Below are 20,299 nucleotides of genomic sequence, written 5' to 3'. Positions count from 1 at the left end.
GTTTTGAGCGTTAATAGTTCCGTAAGTTCAGCCTTGTCATCACGACTTACTAAACTCCACTTATTGCACTCCCTAAAGTGCAATTCATACAAATCATAAAGGTTAATTCAAATGTTATAAATTTACCTGATAAAAACAATTATTAACTCAAAATAGTTACACATGAACTAAAAGATAATATTACTCTACGTAATAATTCAACGTTTATATCTTCCAATCACAAATACAACCAGGATAATGATATGGACAACATTTACTCCGATAAGAAGGATACTGGCCATAAATCCTCCGAACCATCTAAAGGAAAAAGATTCGCCAGGAAATTATCGATGATCAATATCGCTATGTTAACTACAACCATCTTAAACAATACTTTCTATTACATTAAGATTGGTCATTGTGATTCTATTTGAGTAAAACATAGCAGAATAGTTGGTAACGGTAATTGGATAATTGTTGCTCTTGTATATGATATGAATGAAAAAATTTAGCAGCCGAACTAATGATTCCGTATTTATCAATTCTTTGATTTAGTATAGAGATTTAAAAGAGGTATATCAACGCAGATAGACATACTATATCGAGTGTAGGTGTTACCAGAATACTCATTATTTACGACAGTGACCTTTCTCAGATTCGGTCCCATTTGTACGCCAAAGTTTATCGAGATTGGTGCTTTGGGAAGGCCTAAGGACCAGAAAATACCCGGAGATAATATATCCTTTAGCTGTATTGACGGTACTTGTTCAGTTTTACTGTCTTCAAACCGGAAAGCAGCCACAGCACCCAAGTCTACAAGGGAAACAAATAATGAGGACGAACAGCCCGAATTGCCCTTATCGAAAAAGCAAAACGGCCATGGAAAGAAACTGTTTCCTCTACTGAGGGTTATGCCAATCGGGGCCGCAAGACCAAAGCTATTAACCTTCTCAAGAGGATGGTGGTCATCAAGGCCCTTTATAATTTCATTTCCCAAGAAAAGGCCACAGTAGGCATTAAGGGAAACATTGAAACTAGATTTACGTTTGATACTGGCACTTCCTACCGGCAAAGCAACCGATTCTATAGCCTCTGCCACTTCCTCACTGTTTTTAGCTTCTATCATATTAGCCATGAATGCACCATATTTGGCCATTGCGGCCACGATATGGTTAACATATCTTAAGGTCGGGCTATTGTTTTGTATAGTGGCTGCAACATTTGCGTCTTTATTAACAATAGGACCTATGTCCGGCGTACCATCTGCCTTGGCTGCAGCAATGAGATCATCAGCTATTGCGATTTTTTCTTTCTTTGTTAGTTCTTTGGGGTTGTTTGGTATCTGGGCGAGCGCGGGCCAGACATATATAGAATTATATATTAATACAAGGTTGTTGACCGCTTCTGGATACCGCTTTCTATTGATGGCACTGACAAGGTCGGTAACTTGATACGCAACATTAAAATAAGGCTCGGAATCTGCTTTTAGTGAAACCATATCTGTAACCGCTGAGATAGCTGGCAGATCAGATATTTCCGTGGCAGACTGAAATAGTTCGACAGTAGCCCTGAAGTATTTAGCATATTTTTCAACTTTTACCGAATCAGGTGCGGTTGCGTCAAACTCTTTTATCATTTTATTCAATTCATTTGTTTTTGCTCCCACAGATACAATAAATTGTTTATACTTGGGATAATGAGTACTGAAGTTATCTACGAGTGTCCGGTCATTTAGCAGTGCGTAAAGGTTTGCGGAATTTGAATACGGGATGTTGTTGTATTTAATCTTTGCTGTCTCTACCAGAAGACCCATGTAAATTTTTAAAGCCAGAGGTTTGTCGGCCAGTTCCCTTAATTTAGCAGCATCGACCCAATATCTACCTTTTGAAGTATCACTTTCTTTTAGCGACTCGCTGAGGAGCTGCAGGGTTTGGATTGATCCTTTAAGCACATTTATTTTACTTTGGTCTGCTGCCGGAGCGCCGTAAAAGTAATTCAATGGGAATCCTTGCAGTATATCACCGGGATGCATATCATGTTTAAGCGACCTGGAGAGATAACAACCTGACAGCAAAGAGATTCGATAAATATAATTTTTGTCCAGATTAAAAAACGCCTTGTTATTATCCACAATCCCTGGTAAATTTTCGTCGAGCAGCTTTATGTCTGCCCGGAATGCCTCCCTTAGATTGTTAATATAGTTGCTATAAGTATAAATTTCCTTGTCTATGACTGTCAACAGTCCGTGCGTTTTTGGAAATACGGTTTTTAGATCTTTGTAGGTATCGAGTTCGTTTTTAAATTGTTGAAAGAAAGCAATACTCAGCTCCTCCTTAGTGCGTTTAACAATAAATTTAGCGAAACCGTCTGCGATATTCGTGACATCAAGCCCTCCCACAGAGCTAGCGAGGCCTTTTAGGCTTAGTCCACCTTGAGGAGTGCCCAAGAAAACATACCTAATCTCATCTTTTAGATACAGATTGGCATCCAGCTCATTAGATGAATTGATCTTATATTGGGTTGCGAGAATCTTTTTGATGGTAGATGCCTTGGACTCGGTTTCTTTAGCCGCAGCTATAAACAAAGCATCATTGATGATAGAACCTGGTCTGTAGATTTCCTGTTGAACAATAGGTTTATCGATATCTGGGTTTATGGGTGTTAAACTAAACGTACCCAAAGATTTGCCATTGAGTTTTACAGTAAATTTATCCGTTATACTCAAGCATTTATTGCATCCAATGACTTTGTGGTCCTCCTCAATCTTAACAGTATAATTCAGATCATCAAGATTTCTTGACAAATCCTTATCCAGCACTGACTCATCTTTGTTAGCGATTGTGGTCCCATCTTCAAGATAAATCTCAAAGGTTTTGTTTTTAAAAGCCTTATCGACGATAAAGGTAATCGATTTGAACTTAGTGCCGTCAACTGCGGGTAAGGGCTTGCCTTTAGCATCAATAGTAAAAGTTTGAGCTTGAACAAATGTGGTAGTTAACAGGATAAAAAGCGAGAATAAAATGTATCTCATATTTATATGGTTTTAAGATTGAACGTTTTCAGGGCTTCTTCAATTGGTAATACCAGAGAAAATTTTTCATTTTTGCCAAGCAACATCCCAATCAATTTATTTGTTTTGGTATGGTAAATACAGCTTCCAGAATCACCATCATCAGATATTGGCATTGTTGTTTCTCTTTTATTGGTGGTTCCGATGCATATGAGGTTTTTTTTAAAAAATGGTCCATTGTCGTAGTGAACAGGGAATCCGACATTGTAATCAATAATAAAGGCAGTTTTGATCTTGTTACCCTTAGATAACATTGTGATGTTGGCAAAGTCAGTTTTAACATCCTTGTCAATGACCTGATGAAACTGATTATTGAATTTAACATAATTTGAATCCTCTGGCAGATCTTCCACCTTAGCTATGGCCAGATCTTGGCTAAAGTCCATTATCTTGTAGTACCATTTCCCTGCCTCTGTATTGTTTATGATAATTGGAGTCTGATCCGATCGGTTCAACATGCCATTAAATCTGTCATCAAATGCTCCATTTGAGAAGATGTGTGCTGAGGTCAAGATGCCTTTGAAGGTATTGTTTTTTATTGTTGATACTACTCCACAACAAATGGAACCTGCATACTCTGCATTATCTTCCCTTGCCACATCAGAATTAAGCTGTGAATACTGGATTCTTGCTTTTCCTGCGCCCTTTATAATCTCGGTTTCGACGGCTTTAATAGAATTATCAGGCATTCTAGCTTCTAAAAATGAAGGGATACCTGTCGGCTCATTGTCCTTAAGGTAAATCGCAACAACATGAGTTACCGGATCGGAGTTCTTATCAACGGCGTCACTAACAGTTAGTATATTTGGAAATTTGACTTTTAAATACTGTTCGTTTTGGAGGACAGCAAGCCTTACTATTTCAGCAGAACTAAATTCCAAAGCACCTGTTCCTGATCGCTCTGAGGTTTTTGGCACAGCCATTTTACTCTCAAAAAAACTTTGTGTTGCTTTTGCGCCGAAAACAAATGCAATTATTCCCAACCAATATTGATCAATTTTGATATCATCCATAGAATCGACGGGCCATCCGATTTTGAGCAGCAGCATGCATATGATATTTGTGACCATAAACACCACTATCCGCATAGTACTTAAGCCCTCTCGACCTTCTAGCATTGACGGAAACGCGAATGAAAACCCAAGCATAGTAATGAAGAAGAAAATCGCAATTTTACTTGGAATGGTAGGGCCAGTATAAAATGAACACAACATCAAAGCTACGGTGCCTAAAATCAACAAGCAGAACCCTATAAATCGGATTATTGTAAGCTTTCCTTCTCTTTTATCAATAAAATCTCTCATTTTTTAGACTATCAAAGCGTAATGTATATTTTTCTGCAGGGCCATTCTGCTAAACTGCTAAAATGTCAATTGGGATGTTGTAAGTCTGATTATCCTGAGCCACATAAGTGATCGTTGTGGGAAGTTCTGCGCAATATAGTGGGTCGTCAAGATGAATTTTATCAGTCTTAAAAACAATCGCATTTACTTCTCTTTGATCCGCCAGGACTTTCTTCCCTATAATACCGTCTAGTAAACTAAAAGTTTCTTTCCATTCCGGATACTTGGCAGCTATGGCCTCCTGTAAAATAGCTTCAGGAATATCGGCAGCTGGCGGTACTGCTGCTGGCTGATCTGCAATTGCTCCGGGAGCAATTGGTAATTCTGCTGGTATCTCTGCTCCGATGTCTGCACCGCCTCCGGAAGATTCGGGATCGGTATTTCCTACTGATACCCCAGTATTTCCATTTGGATCGTTAGGATCATTTGGATCCTTTTTAGGATCACTGCTCACAAGCTTTGTTTTAGCCCATTCCCAAATGTTATCACTAAAAACTGCTGAAATGAAGCATAGGAAAAGGATGACGTATGGATTAATTTTGTCTGAACTTGTTGTCGTAATCAAGGAGAGCCCACCTTTTAGAGAAAGGTATACAACTAATGCGGCAGAAAATCCCCTCACTAGAACAACAAGAATCTCATAGTAGATTAATCCATCTGTACGAATATTATCTATATTAACGTTATTAAATCCCGGCTTACTAAAAGCACCTAGAACAGCACCAAAGAGTGCAAAACCCACTAAGCCGATAATAATGGCTATATTTTGTGACTGTGCATCCATCGCCCAGCGTGCGGGAAAAAAAGCACCCATTCCAGAATTTTTCATTTGGAGTGGTTCCCTAACTTCTTTGGGTACAAAAGCCAGGAATAAGTCATCAAGCTTAAGATTTTCTTTTCTGGTGATCTGATGGTTAGGAGATTTATCTTTGAGCGCAATAGCATATAGCCTGGAAATTTGAATAAGAGCACCCTGATACTTTTTGAATACCTCTTGCTTAGTCTCGTTACAGAGTTCAGAATAATTAAGCACAATCTTGCTTGCATAGGCATCTTTCTTGATCTTGCCTAGTACTCCTGTGTTTTCATAAAGTTGCTTGCAATGTTCTGCCTGATCTTTAATGCTTTCCATTACATTCCGCTTATTCATGTTAAATCTTGCATCAATAGTTTCTGACCTATTAGTATTGCCTAATAGTACAGATATACTGTCGAACTTCAATTTCGTATTAGAATCTATGCTAATATCATTGAGATAGGCCAGCGTCGGCTTCATCTGTTCATCAATCCGTTCATTTAGTTTATAATATTCATCTTTCTTATAACCGGCCTCTTCCTCCAACAAAGGAAGGGCGATGATTGCAGAAATGGAAAGATATATTCCTGCCAAAAGAAGGATTAATGCTGTTGTATTTCGGAATAAGACGGTTGACTTGTTCATAATTTGTTGCTTTAACCTACAAATTTACCCCACAATATATCTGGGCGTTCGAAGACAGTGGGTAGTGTCTCCTGTATAGCGCGTTTTTCAAATCTTCTGGAATTACCTGAACTACAGTGAACGACTTTTGACATCTTTCCACCAGTGACTTCTGAAACAATTCCAACGTGTCCTATCTTTTCCAAAGCTCCATAAACAACGATACAACCTGGTTCAGGTACGCTGAGTTTATCAAATATTCCGCTCGTCGCTTTTACATCTGCTTCCATGGAATCGGTATAGATCCATCCACCGAAATTTTTATAAAAAGGACTCTTGGTCTGCCTGGATAGCCCTAGTACCCAGCATACAAATCCACTGCAATCACAAAAACCATCAGATGAAGGTTTGGGAAGTGTGGGTAACATTCCACCTGCGCCAAGCCGGTATTCAATAGCACTACCTATGACTGAACGCGCCCTTGCTACTAAACTGTTGGCGGAAGTAGGTGCGGTGAATGTGGCATTGGCGGGAACGTCCTGTATATTGGGAACTTGCAGTTCCTGACCAATGAACAGACGATTAGGATCGGTGATATTATTTAATATGATCAAACTGCTGATTGGAACGCCAAACTTTGTGGCAATCCTGCTTAGGGTATCCCCCTTCACTACCGAGTATATCATAACAATTAATTTTAGATCTGGTTTATACCAAGGTCACAAATTGCCTATTTAAAAAAAATAGCTAGCGCTAGTCATTTTACACTAAGTATCAAGGATTTACTTTAAAACTAAATGATGGCAAAAGCCACTGCAAATTTGATCAGCTGTGACAAACTGGCAACCTCAAGCTTGTGAATGATATTCTTTCGGTGGTTGTTTACCGTATGAATAGAAAGAAACAGGCAGTTTGCAATTTCGAAACTGCTTTTACCTTCAACAATAAGACGGATTACTTCCTTCTCTCGAATGGTAAGCAACACGAACTTATGCAGGTTTTTGCGGATTAGTACATCATCCTGCACCAGGTTACTTAGCTTTCTTCCTGCATAACTTAAGGTATCGGCAGGAACAGCTATGTGCATCATTCTTAACCCTTCGTCAGGATTGTTTGACGGATATAACCTTGAAGTGGTAAAGTACCATTTGTATTCGCTACCCTCATCTGGCCTTACACGCTGAAAAAACGAATGTATTTTACCAGCATCGTTTTCCATTGCAAAATGCTGCAGCTCTGATTTTAAGATACTGATCTCTTCGGCAGGGAAAAATTTGCTGAAATACGCTGGCCCCAATAATTCCAGTTCTTCGCTGCTATGCCTCAGGATATCACACCCATTCTTGTTCATGTATGTATTGGTCATCCGGCTTAAATCCTGTACCATAACGCTACCGGGGATGTAATCTCCAATATCTTCTATCCTTAAGATGTTATTACGGATGCTGTTTCCTATGGATAACAGCTGAGCCTGGCAACTATGTTCCAGTTCAGATTGAGTAAGAGCTTTTAATCCCATTTGGAGAGCGTTTTATAAGGTTAATGATATAAATACATTCAACAGATTAATAGAACTTGTATAGACACATAAATCTTTTATATAAAAACAGTACAAATTTTATGTAAAAAAGACATTATGTAAATATTAGTTAAATATACTTTCCAATAAGACACGAAACAATACCCATTAGTAGGTATAATATTTCTCACAATTAAACTAAAAGAAATAAATTGTTATTTCTTTTAAAATACTGAGAAATTAATTTCACACATTAAGAATGTGATCTTGGAAATTAAAAACATTTCAAAAAGATGATGGTTATTCTATTATGGAAGCAATAATCTCATCATTACTTGAATTTCAGGAGATATGATTATCATTGACTATTTGATTCTGCTTCCTCTTCCATTTCCTGAAATTTGCCTTTAATAACTCCAACAGATCTTTTCGTCTGCACTGTAAACCGTTCGAGGTAATCCCAATAGCTGAACCATACATGTCATAACTCATCTTCATCAATCTGCGCTGTATGGGTTCTTTTTGTCTGGCTATGTAGGCCAAAGGGTCTTTAACTACAACATTTATAAAAGTCTGTTTACCTACAGATACCTCTTTGATTCTTAAAACATCTGTCCAGGGTATTAATCCAATATTGAACGCACCAGAATTATCAAAAATTCCTTCATCAGATATGATAAGTCCAGGCTTTCTGTCGAACAACTTTTTACATAGAAAATATGCGGCAGTACCAAAGAATATGTTAGCAAGTGGGCCTATTACTAAGCCAAAATATGGTCGTTTTCTATGGTAAGGCGAGGTTGTGAGCTCATACCAAGTTAACCATATTCCTAATATTACAAAAACCAATGAACCAGCAAAAAGAAGAAAAAGCTTGGTTTTACTCAATGGTATTTCTATTTGGTTAGAGGGCGTTGTCATATTACAAATGTAAGTCTATATACATACCCAACTAAAACATTGATTCGAAAATTATAAACATTTCAAAAAGATAATGGTTATCATATTTATGGAAGCAATAATCTCATCATTACTTGAATTGCTTGATGAACTATACGTTGGTCCGGCAAGCAACTACACTTGGGTGATAGATAGATACCCGGGACATGGTTTTACCAAAGCAATTGAACAGATAGATGCCGAACAGGCCTCAACCCCTACTGTTGAAGGTGGATCAACTATTGCAGCGCACACTGAACATTTAAGATGGAGTATCCGTGTAGCGCTAGAATTCTTCGACGGAAAAATGCCTTCGCCCGATTGGGCTGAGAGTTGGAGAATCCGTGAGGTAAATGATCAGGAATGGCAAAAACTGCAACAAGACCTGCTTAGCGCTTATGAGGATCTTAGAGCAGCAATTGCAGAAAGGAAAGACTGGACAGATCAGCAATTCAGACAAGGCACATTGGCATTAATTCCGCATGCAGCTTATCATTTGGGGGCGATTAAACAATTGATTATTGCAACAAGTTAAAATCGCTTGCAACGGCGCACAATTAATTACTCGAGAATAGTTCATCAAGCTTTTGCTTAAGTTCATCACCCCTTAGGTCTTTAGCTATAATTTTTCCCTCTGTATCAATAAGAAGCGATCTGGGTATACCAAATATTCCAAAATAGGAAGAAACTTCATTTTTCAATCCCTTTAGGTCAGAAACCATTGTCCATGGCATCTTATCTTCTTTAATGGCATTTTTCCAGAGTTCAATATTATCGTCGAGAGAAACGCCCAATACAGTAAAATTCTTGTCTTTATATTTATTGTAAGCCTTCAATATATTTGGATTTTCTGCCCGGCATGGTGCGCATGAACTTGACCAAAAATCGATAAAAACATACTTACCTCTAAAGCTCGCGAAATTTACAGGCCGCCCTTCAGGATCGTTTTGAATAAAATCCGGAACCTTGGCCCCCATTCTGCTCCTTTTACCAATTGCGAGCGCGCTGGCGATTTCTTTACCTTCAGGGGATTCCTGTATAGTTCTATCTAAAAGATTAAAGGCCAGAAGCGCTTCATCATAATCACCCATACTTGCCCGTCGTGCCGCGATATCTGAGCTTATTACATGCATGGGATGTGACTTGATATATGCATTCTCCCTTTCAGTCCACATCTTCGTTACCCGAACCTGCTTTTCTCGGAGCGCCGGTTGTTCATTGGCTGGTGCATTCGAAATAGCTTTATGAATCGAATCTCTTTGTTGTTGTAAATCTTTGAATGAGCGACTATAGGCTATCGATTCATCATATGTTTTAGAACCAATTACAACAACGCTGTCTGGCTTACCCTCAATGCGAATGTTTCCTGGTTCAATAAAAAAGGGAAAAGAATTCTCTGGCAGGAAAAGCATCGCTTTACGTGGCCCCGATAACTTCTTAGACCAGGTAAACTTTCCATCAGTAACATGTATTGTATCTACCTTGTACCCTTCGGAAGTATTGTAAACAAATTGGAGTTGGTTTTCAGTTAACCCAATTAGGTTTCCTTGTATGGTAACAGTTTGTGCCGGAACTATGAGATGTAAGCTCAACAAAGCAACAATTACGAGATACGTTTTCTTTAACATGCTTTTTTATTCAATTTACTATTTTTCGTGTAAACTTCTGTTCATTGATTCGAAAACTATAACATTTCAAAAAGATGATTCTTAACTTAGCACAAAAAAATATCATCTGGTGTTCGAAGTTTTCAAGGCATATGTACGCCGACAAACAACTATTAGCGACGAGGAGCTTGCCATACTGGAAAGCCATGCCAAGTTCAAAAAACTGCGCAAAAAACAATACCTGCTGCAGGAAGGTGATGTATGTCGCTACCATTGTTTTATAGCTAGTGGCCTAATGCGTACCTATTCGGTTGATGGTAAGGGCAACGAGCACATCATCCGCTTTGCTACTAAAGATTGGTGGATCAGCGATCGCGAAAGTCTGCTCTTTGGTGTACCTTCTAAATTTAACATTGATGCCATTGAAGAATCGGAGCTGATCCTGTTCGACAAGGATGAGATGAAGGTGGCCATGGAAACTGTGCCTGTTTTTGGCCAGCTGGTTACCGATATTTTGAACAAGAGCTTTGTGATAAACCAGAACCGGATTCATGAAGTGATCAGCAGCACGGCAGAAGAGAAATACCAGAACTTTGTAAAGCGTTATCCTGATTTCGCACTGCGTGTACCGCAGGCCATGATTGCCTCTTATTTAGGAATAACACCCGAAACACTTAGCCGTTTGCGCAACCCCAAGCCTAAGAAGTAGGCCTTTTGATTGACATTTGTCAATTTTTTTCTTAACAAACCTCATCGTTTTGAGGACTGCACATTCGCCAATTTTGCTTCGTCAGCCGGGTGAACCACTGACCAAAAAATAAGCAAAATCATGTCACGTAAATTAGAGAACAAAGTAGCCGTAATAACCGGTGCAACCAGCGGAATGGCCTTGGCTACTGCCAAATTATTTGTAGAAGAAGGTGCCTATGTATATATCACTGGCCGCAGACAGGAACAATTGGATGCCGCGGTAAAACATATCGGTAAAAATGTAACGGGCGTCCGTGCTGATTCTGGCAATCTGGATGATCTGGATCATTTATACGAGATCGTTAAAAAAGAAAAAGGCCATATAGATGTATTGTATGCCAGCTCTGGCGTTGGGCATTTTGGCATCGGCATTGATGCCATTACGCCCGAAGAATATGATCGTGTATTCGACATCAATGTTAAAGGAACCATTTTTACCGTACAGAAAGCACTGCCACTTTTGTCTGAAGGTGCATCTATTATCATGACAGGTTCCATAGCAAGTGTGAAAGGTTTCCCTGGAATGGGTATATACAGTGCCAGCAAAGCTGCTATCCGTTCGCTTGCCCGCACCTGGACACTTGACCTGCAGGCCCGAAAGATCCGTGTAAATGTGCTTAGTCCGGGCTCTATTGATACTGCCACCTTTGATGGTGTACCTCAGGATATCCGCGATTCATTTACAGAAAAGATTCCGATGGGACGTTTTGGTACGTCTGAAGAGATTGCCAGCACTGCCCTATTCCTCGCTTCTAGCGATTCTACCTTTATAACAGGTATTGAGTTGTTTGTTGATGGTGGCACGGCACAGATTTAAAGCATTGGATTGTTACGCCAGTTTTGTGGTGTAACAATCTAATAATTTGAGGTTGCCATATTTCCGAAATAAATATTTATATTTCAGTACGCAATCTCAAAACTCTCATGAATAAGTATATACGGCTACACCCCCGGTCAAAAAGTAAAGTCATTTGGACTTTAGTACTTAGCTCGATAATTCTTTTTTGCATTTATATTGGTATTTTTCAATTGCATTATTACAACAAAGAGTCTGTAGCTTTTATGTTGCTGTTGGTTGTTGGAAATTGTCTTATCATTATACAAATGATGTGGCTTGAAACAAGCAACCTGCTAATTAGAACTCTTTTTGGTTTTCTTTTGCTTGTAGCCGTTAGATTTAGTGCATTAGGAGTTCTGCAGTTACAGAAACTCTATTATGCGCGACAATTGGAAAATCATGGTAAAATAGTAGATGGAAAAGTATTATTGGTGCGGTCGTCGGAATCCTCTTTGTTATACAACCACTATATGGTAGTTCGCTATGCTTTAGATAATGAAAACTTTGTACAAAAAATAGATGACGAAAACCAAAGATTCAATGAAGGAGATAATCTGAAACTTCGGATATCAGCTGAGCATCCGGGAATACTTCAGATTGTGCAGTAGTAGGAATAACTATAAGTATATTGTGGGCATGATACCCCGAGGCAAACTATACATCAGCAATAAAGATCTATTTATTGGCATCTACTATTGTTTTGCTGATTATTTTAGACCTCAAAAAACAGACATCGCTGGAAAGAACGACAAAAAATTGATCTGCCTTTCTGTACGTACCGGTTTTGATCTGGTTCTAAATGCATTAGATTTTCCGGCAGGTTCTGAAATTTTAGTAACGGACATCAACATTCCGGACATGTTTAAGATTATAGCTGGCCATAATCTAACCGCTATTCCTTTGCCCGTAAATAAGCAAACATTAAATATATCGCCTGCAGAGCTGGAATCTGCAATAACGCCAAGCACAAAAGCCATACTGATCACGCACCTTTTTGGTGCAATTATGGACACTGATGAGTTAATTGCCATTGCCAGGAAATACAAGCTGATTGTATTTGAAGACTGTGCCCAGGCCTACGCCGGTAATTTATATAAAGGTAACCCCGAGTCTGATGTGGTAATGTTTAGTTTTGGCCTCATTAAAACAAATACGGCTATCCGTGGTGCAATAATCAACATCAAAGATCCAGCTTTACATGCCAACGTTTCAACTAGAAATGAGCAATACCATAAACAGGACACCTCAAGTTTTCTAAAAAAGCTATTTAAAGCCGCACTGGTAAAACTCCTTACTACTAGAGCCATTTACACCGGCCTTGCAAAGGCAGGCGGAAAAGATTTTGAAGAGGTATTAGCTGGCTTTACCAAGGGATTCCCTGGTGATGATATTTTTAAGCAAATTCGTTGTCGCCCCTGCTTGCCAAACATAAAACTATTACAGAAAAAGCTGGACAACTTTAAACAGCATGATATTGCTACAAGAATACAGCTGGCCAATGATATTTTACCGCACATCCCTAACGATTACAAAATCGGGACACTAAATACAAAACATACTTATTGGGTACTGCCTGTTGAGTCAAACGATCCGTTACGACTTATCTCCTACCTGCGTAGTAATGGTTTTGATGCTTCGCAAAAAGCATCGAGCTTAGTAAAGTACAGCGCCCCCTCCACAGTTGCTAACGCTGAAGACCTAATGCTAGACAATCTTGTTTATCTGCCTGCCTACCCTGCCATGAGCAAGCAAGACCGAAATAAGCTGACAAAGCTATTAAGTGAATTCTAGCTAATTAACGGGAAGCAGGACTTTAATTTCTGTTGCAATATTTTCTATTGAGCTGATTGCGATGCTCCCGCGGTGCAGGCGGATTATATTTAAGGATAGTGGCAGGCCAATCCCATATCCCTTAAACTCCGATGTATTTGACGCTCTATAAAAAGGTTCAAAAATATGCTGTACATCACCAGCGGGTATACCAATTCCGTGATCTTTTACAGCAATTGACAATACGTTTGCCTTACTTTCTAATGTTACCAATACGGGTTTATTGTTAGAATATTTGCAGGCATTGCTTACTATGTTTGCTATAGCTAGCTTAAGTAAATTAATATTTGCTTTTATCGTTATCTGGTCTTCCTCGGCTGGCAGGTTACTAAAATCGATTTCAATTTTACTTTCGGGATGCACCTGGTTAACTGTGCGTTTGATATCCCAAAGCAATTCATCAATTCTTACCAGTTCCCAGGGGTGGTTTTTACCATTGAAGCCGGTTTGAGCCAACCCTAACAAACTTGTAAGGATATGCTCCAGTCGATCCGATTCGTCTTTTATTTTGGCAAGGGCCAAATAGCGATCCTGACCATCAGCGTCTGATTTCATTGCAAGTTCAACCTCCCCACTAATAATAGTTAGCGGTGTTCTTAGCTCGTGTGAAGCATTGCTGATAAAATTGTTCTGTGTTTCGAAAGCTGTCTCTAACCTGTTCAACATATTGTTAAAGGTTTGTGAGAGTTGAGCCATTTCATCAGTACCGTATACATCAAGCCTTAAGTGTAGGTTTTCTGCTTTTATTTTCTTTACGCTTTTAATAATCTTTCTTAAGGGATTAAGCATGTAGTTGGAGAATTTCCAACCAACTATAAAGGACATTATTATAGATAGAAAAAAACCAGCGATTAGTGTTTTCTGCAGATCCTTTAGTTCTCTAAATCCAAAGGGATCATTGGCCGAAACAATAATAATACGATCTTGTTGATTACCAGTAAAATATTTTCCAACATAAAAATGATTTTCTTTACGATAACGGGCCACTTTGAGTTTCTTAATTTTTTCGTAAAAACTAGATGGCAATTCGACGTCTAATTTTACATTATTGAAGTCACCTTTCTCAATAACAAATTCTTTTTCATCCGGTAAACGCTCTAAATATTGATTACGGACTTTTGCATACATGTTGTCGTTTTTATCTTCGGCAACTCTAATTTCCGCAGCGATGTTAACTCTGGCTTCTAGTCTTTTATAAAAATCTTCAAAAGCAAAATCGTTAGCAAAATACCAGACAAAACCGCTCAATAAAGAAATGATAATTGCGGATAAAATAGCGAAAAGGAGTGTTATTTTTCTTGCTATACTCATTATGTGTCTTTATATTTTCTCATCTCCACAAAGATTCTAATATTTGGCTATAATCAAAATATTGGACCTAAAAACAGTAAAAGCATATCTCTTTTTTAACATAAAAAAGACATCTATGACAGAAACAGCAATCATAGCTTTTCTCATGATCGGTTTTCAAGCCTACATGGCTGTAAAGGCAAACCCTGTTGATGCGCTGAAGTATGAGTGAGGTAAATGGATTAGGCCAGCTTTCTTCTGATTCTGCTCAAAGATTGTGGTGTAACATTCAAATAAGATGCTATGTAATTGAGTGGAACGCGGTATGCGATTTGAGGTTGTTCTGACAAAAACACCTGATACCTTTCAACCGCATCGTGTCCTGAATAAGCATTTTTGAGGCGGATTTTTTCCAGCATTCGCTGCTGATGAATCTCATTAATGAGATCAGCCATCAATGGCAGTTTTTGATATAGTTCCAGCAATTTCTTTTTGCTAATAGCTAAAACATGGGTATCGCAGCATGCCTGGATGCCTTCGCTGGCAATTGTTTCCTCGTTAAAACTTTGCAATATGGTACAGAATTGCTTGTCATCAATAAAGTAATAAGTAACATCGGTACCCTTTTGGTTGGTGGTAACTATCCTTAAAATGCCAGTATCAATAAAGAAAAGTGTTTTACATACTTTGCCTTCGCTGAAAAGGTACTCCCCTTCTTTGAAATCTTTGTCCTGAAAATGCGAGCAAATTATAGCAGCTTCATCATCTGTAATGGTTTTGAATGAGCGAAAGAAGGCAATGAGAGTTTCCATGGGTTAAGGAATATCTGCTAAATTAATGTTTTCCTTAGAATGTTTTCTGTGCGGTGCTTTTTACCATTTGGTAAGTGCAGGATTTTAAGCGTTGTGGATCTTTGTATCCATAAAAACAACAACATGGAGAATAAAAAAGTGATCATTTTAGGTGGCAGTTCGGGTTTAGGATTAGCAACTGCGAAAGCTGCAACTGCTGAAGGTGCAAATGTGGTTATTGTATCGAGCAACCAAACAAGGATAGATCAGGCGTTAACGCAATTACCACAAGGAAGCGAGGGTTATGCATTAGATCTTTCGAATGAGCAAAACATTCAGGATTTCTTTAAGCAAACGGGCAACTTTGATCACCTGGTATATACGGCAGGCGAAAACATTACAATGAGTATGGTGGATGACACCGATATTGACCAAGGAAAGGATTTTTTCATCATACGTTTTTGGGGCGCCTTTGCAGCAATCAAATACGGGAAAGATCATATTAATGAAGGTGGCTCGATTACCTTAATGAGTGGCAATTTCGGCCAGCGGCCAAGTAAAGGATATAGCCTTGGTGCAACTATTTGCGGTGCCATGGATGCTTTTACCCGCGCGATGGCAGTTGAACTGGCGCCAATAAGAGTAAACAATATTGCCGCTGGTGTAATCAAAACCAATTTATGGAATAACCTGAGTGACGCCGACCGTGATGGGTTTTACAAGTATCTGGAGAGTACATTATTGCTAAAGCGGGTTGGTGAAGCTGAGGATATTGCCAGAGGTTTTGTGTATCTGATGAAGCAATCTTTTGCTACAGGGCAATCACTGGTCATTGATGGCGGAGCGGTGTTGGTTTAAAATGAACTGTCCGACACTGTACACCTGTAGTTCGATAATGAACGGTTTTATTATCAAACTATAATTAAAACACTGTTTTACAGCAAATTGAAACATACATCAACTCTTGGCACAAACTTGGTAAATTGCAGATCAATTGTATTTAATTGATAGATCAATACTACCATGTTCAAGCTCAATTTAAAAATCGCTTTGCGTAACCTCTGGAGAAACAAAACCTCTTCGTTGATTAATATCATTGGACTGGCAGTCGGATTGTCAGCCTGCCTCCTATTGCTGTTATACGTGAATTACGAGATGAAGTTCGACCGTCAATTTAAAGATGCAGATAAAATCTATCAGGTGATGACCAATTTCCAGGATGCATCCGGTAAGATCACAAGCACAGGAACATCACCTGGCAACGGGATTGCAATGGCCATAAGAAACAAAATTCCCGAAGTAGATATCATTACCCGAATTGCTGGTGGCAATGAAACGCTAATTGCCAATAAGGAAAACGGCTTTAGAAAAGTTGATCTCTTTGCTGATCCGGAGATATTGAAAATATTTAATTATGAATTTATAGCCGGCAATCCGAATACTGCACTAAATACACCAAATGCTGTAATACTAAGTGAAAGTACTGCGAAGTTGTTATTTGGCACTACTGATGTATTAGACAAAACGGTAAAGTATGCAAATAATACTGACATGAGGGTGACGGGCGTGATTAAGGATCAGCCAGCCAACACTTCGCTCAGGTTTGATTATTTGATGCCATGGTCTTTTTATGAAAATATAGATGGCGAGGCCCGAAACCCAGGCTGGGGAAATTTCAGTTTCCTTGCTATTGCAAAGGTTAATAACGGAGCTAAGCTTGATCTGATTAATTCCAAGGTCAAAAAACTATTCAATGAAACCTATACAGACCAAAGAAATGAAAACTTCCTATTCCCTTTTTCAGATTTACATTTGCATGGTGAATTTTTAAACGGCAAGAGTGTAGGTGGCGACATTGAACGCATTTATCTGTTTATTGCACTGGCCTTTGGCATTTTGCTGATCGCCTGTATCAATTTTATGAACATGGCCACGGCTAAATCGGAACGCAGGGCCAAAGAAGTGGGCATTAAAAAAACGATCGGTGCAACCAGAGGTTCATTAGTTACACAATTCCTTACTGAAGCGATGGTGCTTACTGCTGTTGCGGTGCTTATTGCGGTAGCTATTGTTGAGGCTACCCTACCAATGTTCAATAATCTGCTTGGCCTGGAAATCATAATCGAATACACGAATGCAGGCTATTGGCTGGGCATATTGTCGGTAGCAATGCTAACAGGTGTTTTGGCGGGCATTTATCCCGCGGTATTCCTTTCTTCCTTCAATCCTATTCAGACTTTAAAAAAGAAGACGGCAAGGGCAAGACTCATTCCGATAAACCTGAGGCAGGTACTTGTGGTAACACAGTTTTGCTTTGCCATTATGCTGATCATTGCCACCCTGGTTATTTATAAGCAAATACAGTTTATAAAGGGCAGACCCGTAGGTTACAATATCAATTTACTGGCAGAGATGCCTCAAAATGGAGAATTACATGGAAAATTTGAGTTGTTCAAAGAGCAGATTTTAAAGACAGGTGCGGTTACTGCGGTAAACCAGGCATCGCGTAGTATGACCCACGTGAGCAATTGGTTTTACGGATTTAAATGGCCTGGAATGGAGAAACAGGGTGAGGAAATTGTATTTAACCGCCTGGAAACGCAATATGACCTCGTAAAAACAAGCGGTGTGCAAATGCTAGCCGGACGCGATTTCTCTAAGGAGTTTGCATCTGACTCTGCTGCTATTATGCTAAGCAGCACCGCGGTAAAAATGATGAAGTTAAAAGATCCGATTGGCAAGATGGTAACGCTTTTTGACAACAAACTAAAGGTAATTGGCGTGTTCAAAGATTTTTTATGGGATTCGCCCTATCACTCAGGACGACCAATGGTTATCAATTTCAGCAAAAGTCAGGGAGGTACCATTAACATGCGGTTAAATCCGGCCAATAGTTTGAGTAAAAACGTAGAGCTGATCTCCGCGGTTGCCAAAAGTATAAATCCGAGCTACCCTGTTGAAATTAAGTTTGTGAATGATTTGTATAATGCAAAGCTGCAGTCGGAAAAGATTCTGGGCATCCTGGCCAACTTGTTTGGTGGCATTGCCATATTAATCTCGTGCATGGGCCTTTACGGACTAGTGGCTTACAGCGCCGAACAGCGGACAAAAGAGTTTGGCGTACGTAGAGTTTTGGGTGCCTCTGTTGGAAGTATTATGAGCCTTCTTTCGCTCTCCTTCCTTAAAATGGTATTTGTAGCGGCTTGTATTGGCGTACCTTTGGCTTATTACCTGATGAACAAGTGGCTCACTAATTTTGAGTTCAGAACCACCATATCTTTATCAATTGTGTTAATATCAATAGCAGGAACAGCAATCATTGCATTTTTGACGGTAAGTTTCCAGGCCTACAGGGCTGCAAAAGCGAACCCTGTTGAGGCGCTTAAGTATGAGTGATGGCATTCCATTAATTTATTTAATCCAACCAAACTTTACATCTCTTACAAGAGATGACCTTTCAAGATAGAAAGTTTCAATTAAAATGTCGTCTAAAATCTGCTGCATTTCTTCCTTATTGACTGTGAGTTTATCCCTTCGGGATTTTAAATAGTGTTTATGGATCATCTCCTTTACAAGATCACGAACGGTTTCAAAATCAATTTCTTTACCAAATACATCACCTATTATAAATCCCAGCACCGATATTACAATAATAACAACAGCGATTTTCCAGCTGAAAAAGAAAGCGCATAATCCTAATAAAAATAAAACGATATCGGCTATTATAAACCAGAGAGGCGGAGATAAAATCTTGAGATTAATACCCAGATTACGCTTCAGTTCCTTTATCATCCTAATCCTGTTTTTTCTCGGTACAATGTTTTCGATTAAGGTATCTGACTTTATAATTCCACTATCAATGGAAAATGTATCGGCTATTGCCATTCTCAGCTTATAAAATGCCTGTTGGCTTGTACATCCGTTATTATTGGCTAACTCAACTTTAGAGAAAATCACATCACACATTTCGCCATATGTGGTTACTTTGAGAAAGTCATCATGATCAAACTTAATTTCAAATGAATGTTCGATTTGCATCAATATATCCTCAAGATCTTCGCTGTCAATCTCTTCAAATCTATTGTAATTTGTATCCGGGTGTTTGTTCATATTAGTGGAATATGAGACCTATTCTAATTAAATAAATTCGGTATGACAAGGGAGCACACATTACCAAAGCCCAAGAAATTTCTTCCTTGCACAAGTATTTATTCGATTAACATCAATAACGGTACTAACCCTAAATTCTCGAAATTTATCTAATAGTGCATCAGATCCTTTATTAAGTTTGTAATTCATCTCTTCTTTGTAAATTGGGTACAGTGAGTAAAAGTTTATCACCTTATTTTCGCTAATTTCCAGCTGAGTAAACTCAGAAGGAAGATTATTTGATGGGAAAACAAACATACAACCCAGTTTAGTATTCTCTGAAAATGGTTCGGCTTTTTCCCCATTTGGAATGGTATGATATGGCCCTATCCATGTGTCATATTCATGTGGAAATCGGGCAATACTCTTCAACCACCTAACTGGCCAATAATTGTTCTCATCACTAAATATTTCTTCCATAAGTGCGTAAGATTCAGCGTTAATTTTCCAACTGGAAGGTAGTAATACGCAAAGTTCAGCGTATTGCAAATTATCAGCTTCTTCGGGAACGTTCATAGGCTTATCACTCATTCCACTTGTAACCAATGTATGATACGGGCGGTGTTCAGTCGGTTTAACCCAGTGAACGTCTATATGCACTTTATCGGATACAATTTCGTGAAATACGGACTCGATCTTGCCTACATGCTTTTCAATATGATTTGAAATGGCATCAATGTTATCTCCATCTCCGATTGCCGGCTCAAATCCTTTAGGAATATGATTCTCATATCTGTGGACATTGCTACCACCCGAAGTTATTTCATCGCTCAT

At 38.9% G+C, this 20,299-nt stretch carries 18 protein-coding genes; 7 read left to right on the top strand and 11 right to left on the bottom strand.

Features of this window, described 5'->3' with window-relative positions:
- Positions 1-517 precede the first annotated feature (517 nt).
- The 6 genes from AC1DDK_RS20510 to AC1DDK_RS20485 all read right to left on the bottom strand — a co-directional run bounded on the left by AC1DDK_RS20510 (position 518) and on the right by AC1DDK_RS20485 (position 8,252).
- On the bottom strand, positions 518-3,010 hold the full coding sequence (locus AC1DDK_RS20510; RefSeq protein ID WP_337717719.1) for a hypothetical protein: 2,493 nt from the start codon (positions 3,008-3,010) through the stop codon (positions 518-520).
- Positions 3,011-3,012: 2 nt separating this feature from the next.
- The gene (locus AC1DDK_RS20505) at positions 3,013-4,353 is read right to left on the bottom strand and encodes a hypothetical protein (RefSeq protein ID WP_337717721.1); all 1,341 of its coding nucleotides are present in this window, start codon (positions 4,351-4,353) and stop codon (positions 3,013-3,015) included.
- Positions 4,354-4,402: 49 nt separating this feature from the next.
- A complete protein-coding gene (locus AC1DDK_RS20500) occupies positions 4,403-5,833 on the bottom strand; it encodes a BAR domain-containing protein (protein WP_337717723.1) in 1,431 nt (476 codons plus the stop codon).
- An 11-nt stretch (positions 5,834-5,844) separates the two neighbouring features.
- On the bottom strand, positions 5,845-6,498 hold the full coding sequence (locus AC1DDK_RS20495) for a LysM peptidoglycan-binding domain-containing protein (protein ID WP_337717725.1): 654 nt from the start codon (positions 6,496-6,498) through the stop codon (positions 5,845-5,847).
- 107 nt (positions 6,499-6,605) lie between these two features.
- Positions 6,606-7,331, bottom strand: a complete 726-nt coding sequence (locus AC1DDK_RS20490; RefSeq protein ID WP_337717727.1) for a response regulator transcription factor — start codon at positions 7,329-7,331, stop codon at positions 6,606-6,608.
- A 342-nt stretch (positions 7,332-7,673) separates the two neighbouring features.
- Entirely contained in the window at positions 7,674-8,252 is a 579-nt protein-coding gene (locus tag AC1DDK_RS20485) for an STM3941 family protein (RefSeq protein WP_337717729.1), read from the bottom strand.
- A gap of 88 nt (positions 8,253-8,340) precedes the next feature.
- Between AC1DDK_RS20485 and AC1DDK_RS20480 the strand changes: the two genes are divergently transcribed.
- A complete protein-coding gene (locus tag AC1DDK_RS20480; RefSeq protein WP_337717731.1) occupies positions 8,341-8,805 on the top strand; it encodes a DinB family protein in 465 nt (154 codons plus the stop codon).
- A 22-nt stretch (positions 8,806-8,827) separates the two neighbouring features.
- Here AC1DDK_RS20480 and AC1DDK_RS20475 read toward each other — a convergent pair whose 3' ends face one another.
- Positions 8,828-9,898, bottom strand: a complete 1,071-nt coding sequence (locus AC1DDK_RS20475; protein WP_337717733.1) for a TlpA disulfide reductase family protein — start codon at positions 9,896-9,898, stop codon at positions 8,828-8,830.
- Positions 9,899-10,007: 109 nt separating this feature from the next.
- Here AC1DDK_RS20475 and AC1DDK_RS20470 point away from each other — a divergent pair, with 109 nt between their 5' ends.
- The 4 genes from AC1DDK_RS20470 to AC1DDK_RS20455 all read left to right on the top strand — a co-directional run bounded on the left by AC1DDK_RS20470 (position 10,008) and on the right by AC1DDK_RS20455 (position 13,256).
- On the top strand, positions 10,008-10,586 hold the full coding sequence (locus AC1DDK_RS20470) for a Crp/Fnr family transcriptional regulator (RefSeq protein WP_048905943.1): 579 nt from the start codon (positions 10,008-10,010) through the stop codon (positions 10,584-10,586).
- A 120-nt stretch (positions 10,587-10,706) separates the two neighbouring features.
- Entirely contained in the window at positions 10,707-11,444 is a 738-nt protein-coding gene (locus AC1DDK_RS20465; RefSeq protein WP_337717735.1) for an SDR family NAD(P)-dependent oxidoreductase, read from the top strand.
- Between the two features lie 287 nt (positions 11,445-11,731).
- Entirely contained in the window at positions 11,732-12,073 is a 342-nt protein-coding gene (locus AC1DDK_RS20460) for a DUF3592 domain-containing protein (RefSeq protein ID WP_337717737.1), read from the top strand.
- Positions 12,074-12,101: 28 nt separating this feature from the next.
- The gene (locus AC1DDK_RS20455) at positions 12,102-13,256 is read left to right on the top strand and encodes an aminotransferase class V-fold PLP-dependent enzyme (RefSeq protein WP_337717739.1); all 1,155 of its coding nucleotides are present in this window, start codon (positions 12,102-12,104) and stop codon (positions 13,254-13,256) included.
- On the opposite strand, the gene AC1DDK_RS20450 is transcribed toward AC1DDK_RS20455, so the two are convergent.
- Together AC1DDK_RS20450 and AC1DDK_RS20445 are read right to left on the bottom strand one after the other, a co-directional pair.
- The gene (locus tag AC1DDK_RS20450; protein ID WP_337717740.1) at positions 13,257-14,606 is read right to left on the bottom strand and encodes a sensor histidine kinase; all 1,350 of its coding nucleotides are present in this window, start codon (positions 14,604-14,606) and stop codon (positions 13,257-13,259) included.
- Between the two features lie 221 nt (positions 14,607-14,827).
- Positions 14,828-15,397: a Crp/Fnr family transcriptional regulator gene (locus AC1DDK_RS20445; RefSeq protein ID WP_337717742.1), complete on the bottom strand. Its 570-nt coding sequence runs from the start codon at positions 15,395-15,397 to the stop codon at positions 14,828-14,830.
- Positions 15,398-15,520: 123 nt separating this feature from the next.
- Here AC1DDK_RS20445 and AC1DDK_RS20440 point away from each other — a divergent pair, with 123 nt between their 5' ends.
- Complete coding sequence (locus tag AC1DDK_RS20440) at positions 15,521-16,234, top strand: SDR family oxidoreductase (protein WP_337717744.1); 714 nt, start codon at positions 15,521-15,523, stop codon at positions 16,232-16,234.
- A 165-nt stretch (positions 16,235-16,399) separates the two neighbouring features.
- On the top strand, positions 16,400-18,772 hold the full coding sequence (locus tag AC1DDK_RS20435; protein WP_337717746.1) for an ABC transporter permease: 2,373 nt from the start codon (positions 16,400-16,402) through the stop codon (positions 18,770-18,772).
- A 15-nt stretch (positions 18,773-18,787) separates the two neighbouring features.
- Here AC1DDK_RS20435 and AC1DDK_RS20430 read toward each other — a convergent pair whose 3' ends face one another.
- Together AC1DDK_RS20430 and AC1DDK_RS20425 are read right to left on the bottom strand one after the other, a co-directional pair.
- Entirely contained in the window at positions 18,788-19,486 is a 699-nt protein-coding gene (locus AC1DDK_RS20430) for a hypothetical protein (RefSeq protein ID WP_288883015.1), read from the bottom strand.
- A 60-nt stretch (positions 19,487-19,546) separates the two neighbouring features.
- Complete coding sequence (locus AC1DDK_RS20425) at positions 19,547-20,299, bottom strand: suppressor of fused domain protein (RefSeq protein WP_337717748.1); 753 nt, start codon at positions 20,297-20,299, stop codon at positions 19,547-19,549.

It is taken from the genome of Pedobacter sp. 05T44 (assembly GCF_056395985.1).
Note: the sequence above shows the minus strand (reverse complement) of the source record. Positions and strands in the feature narration are given on the sequence as shown.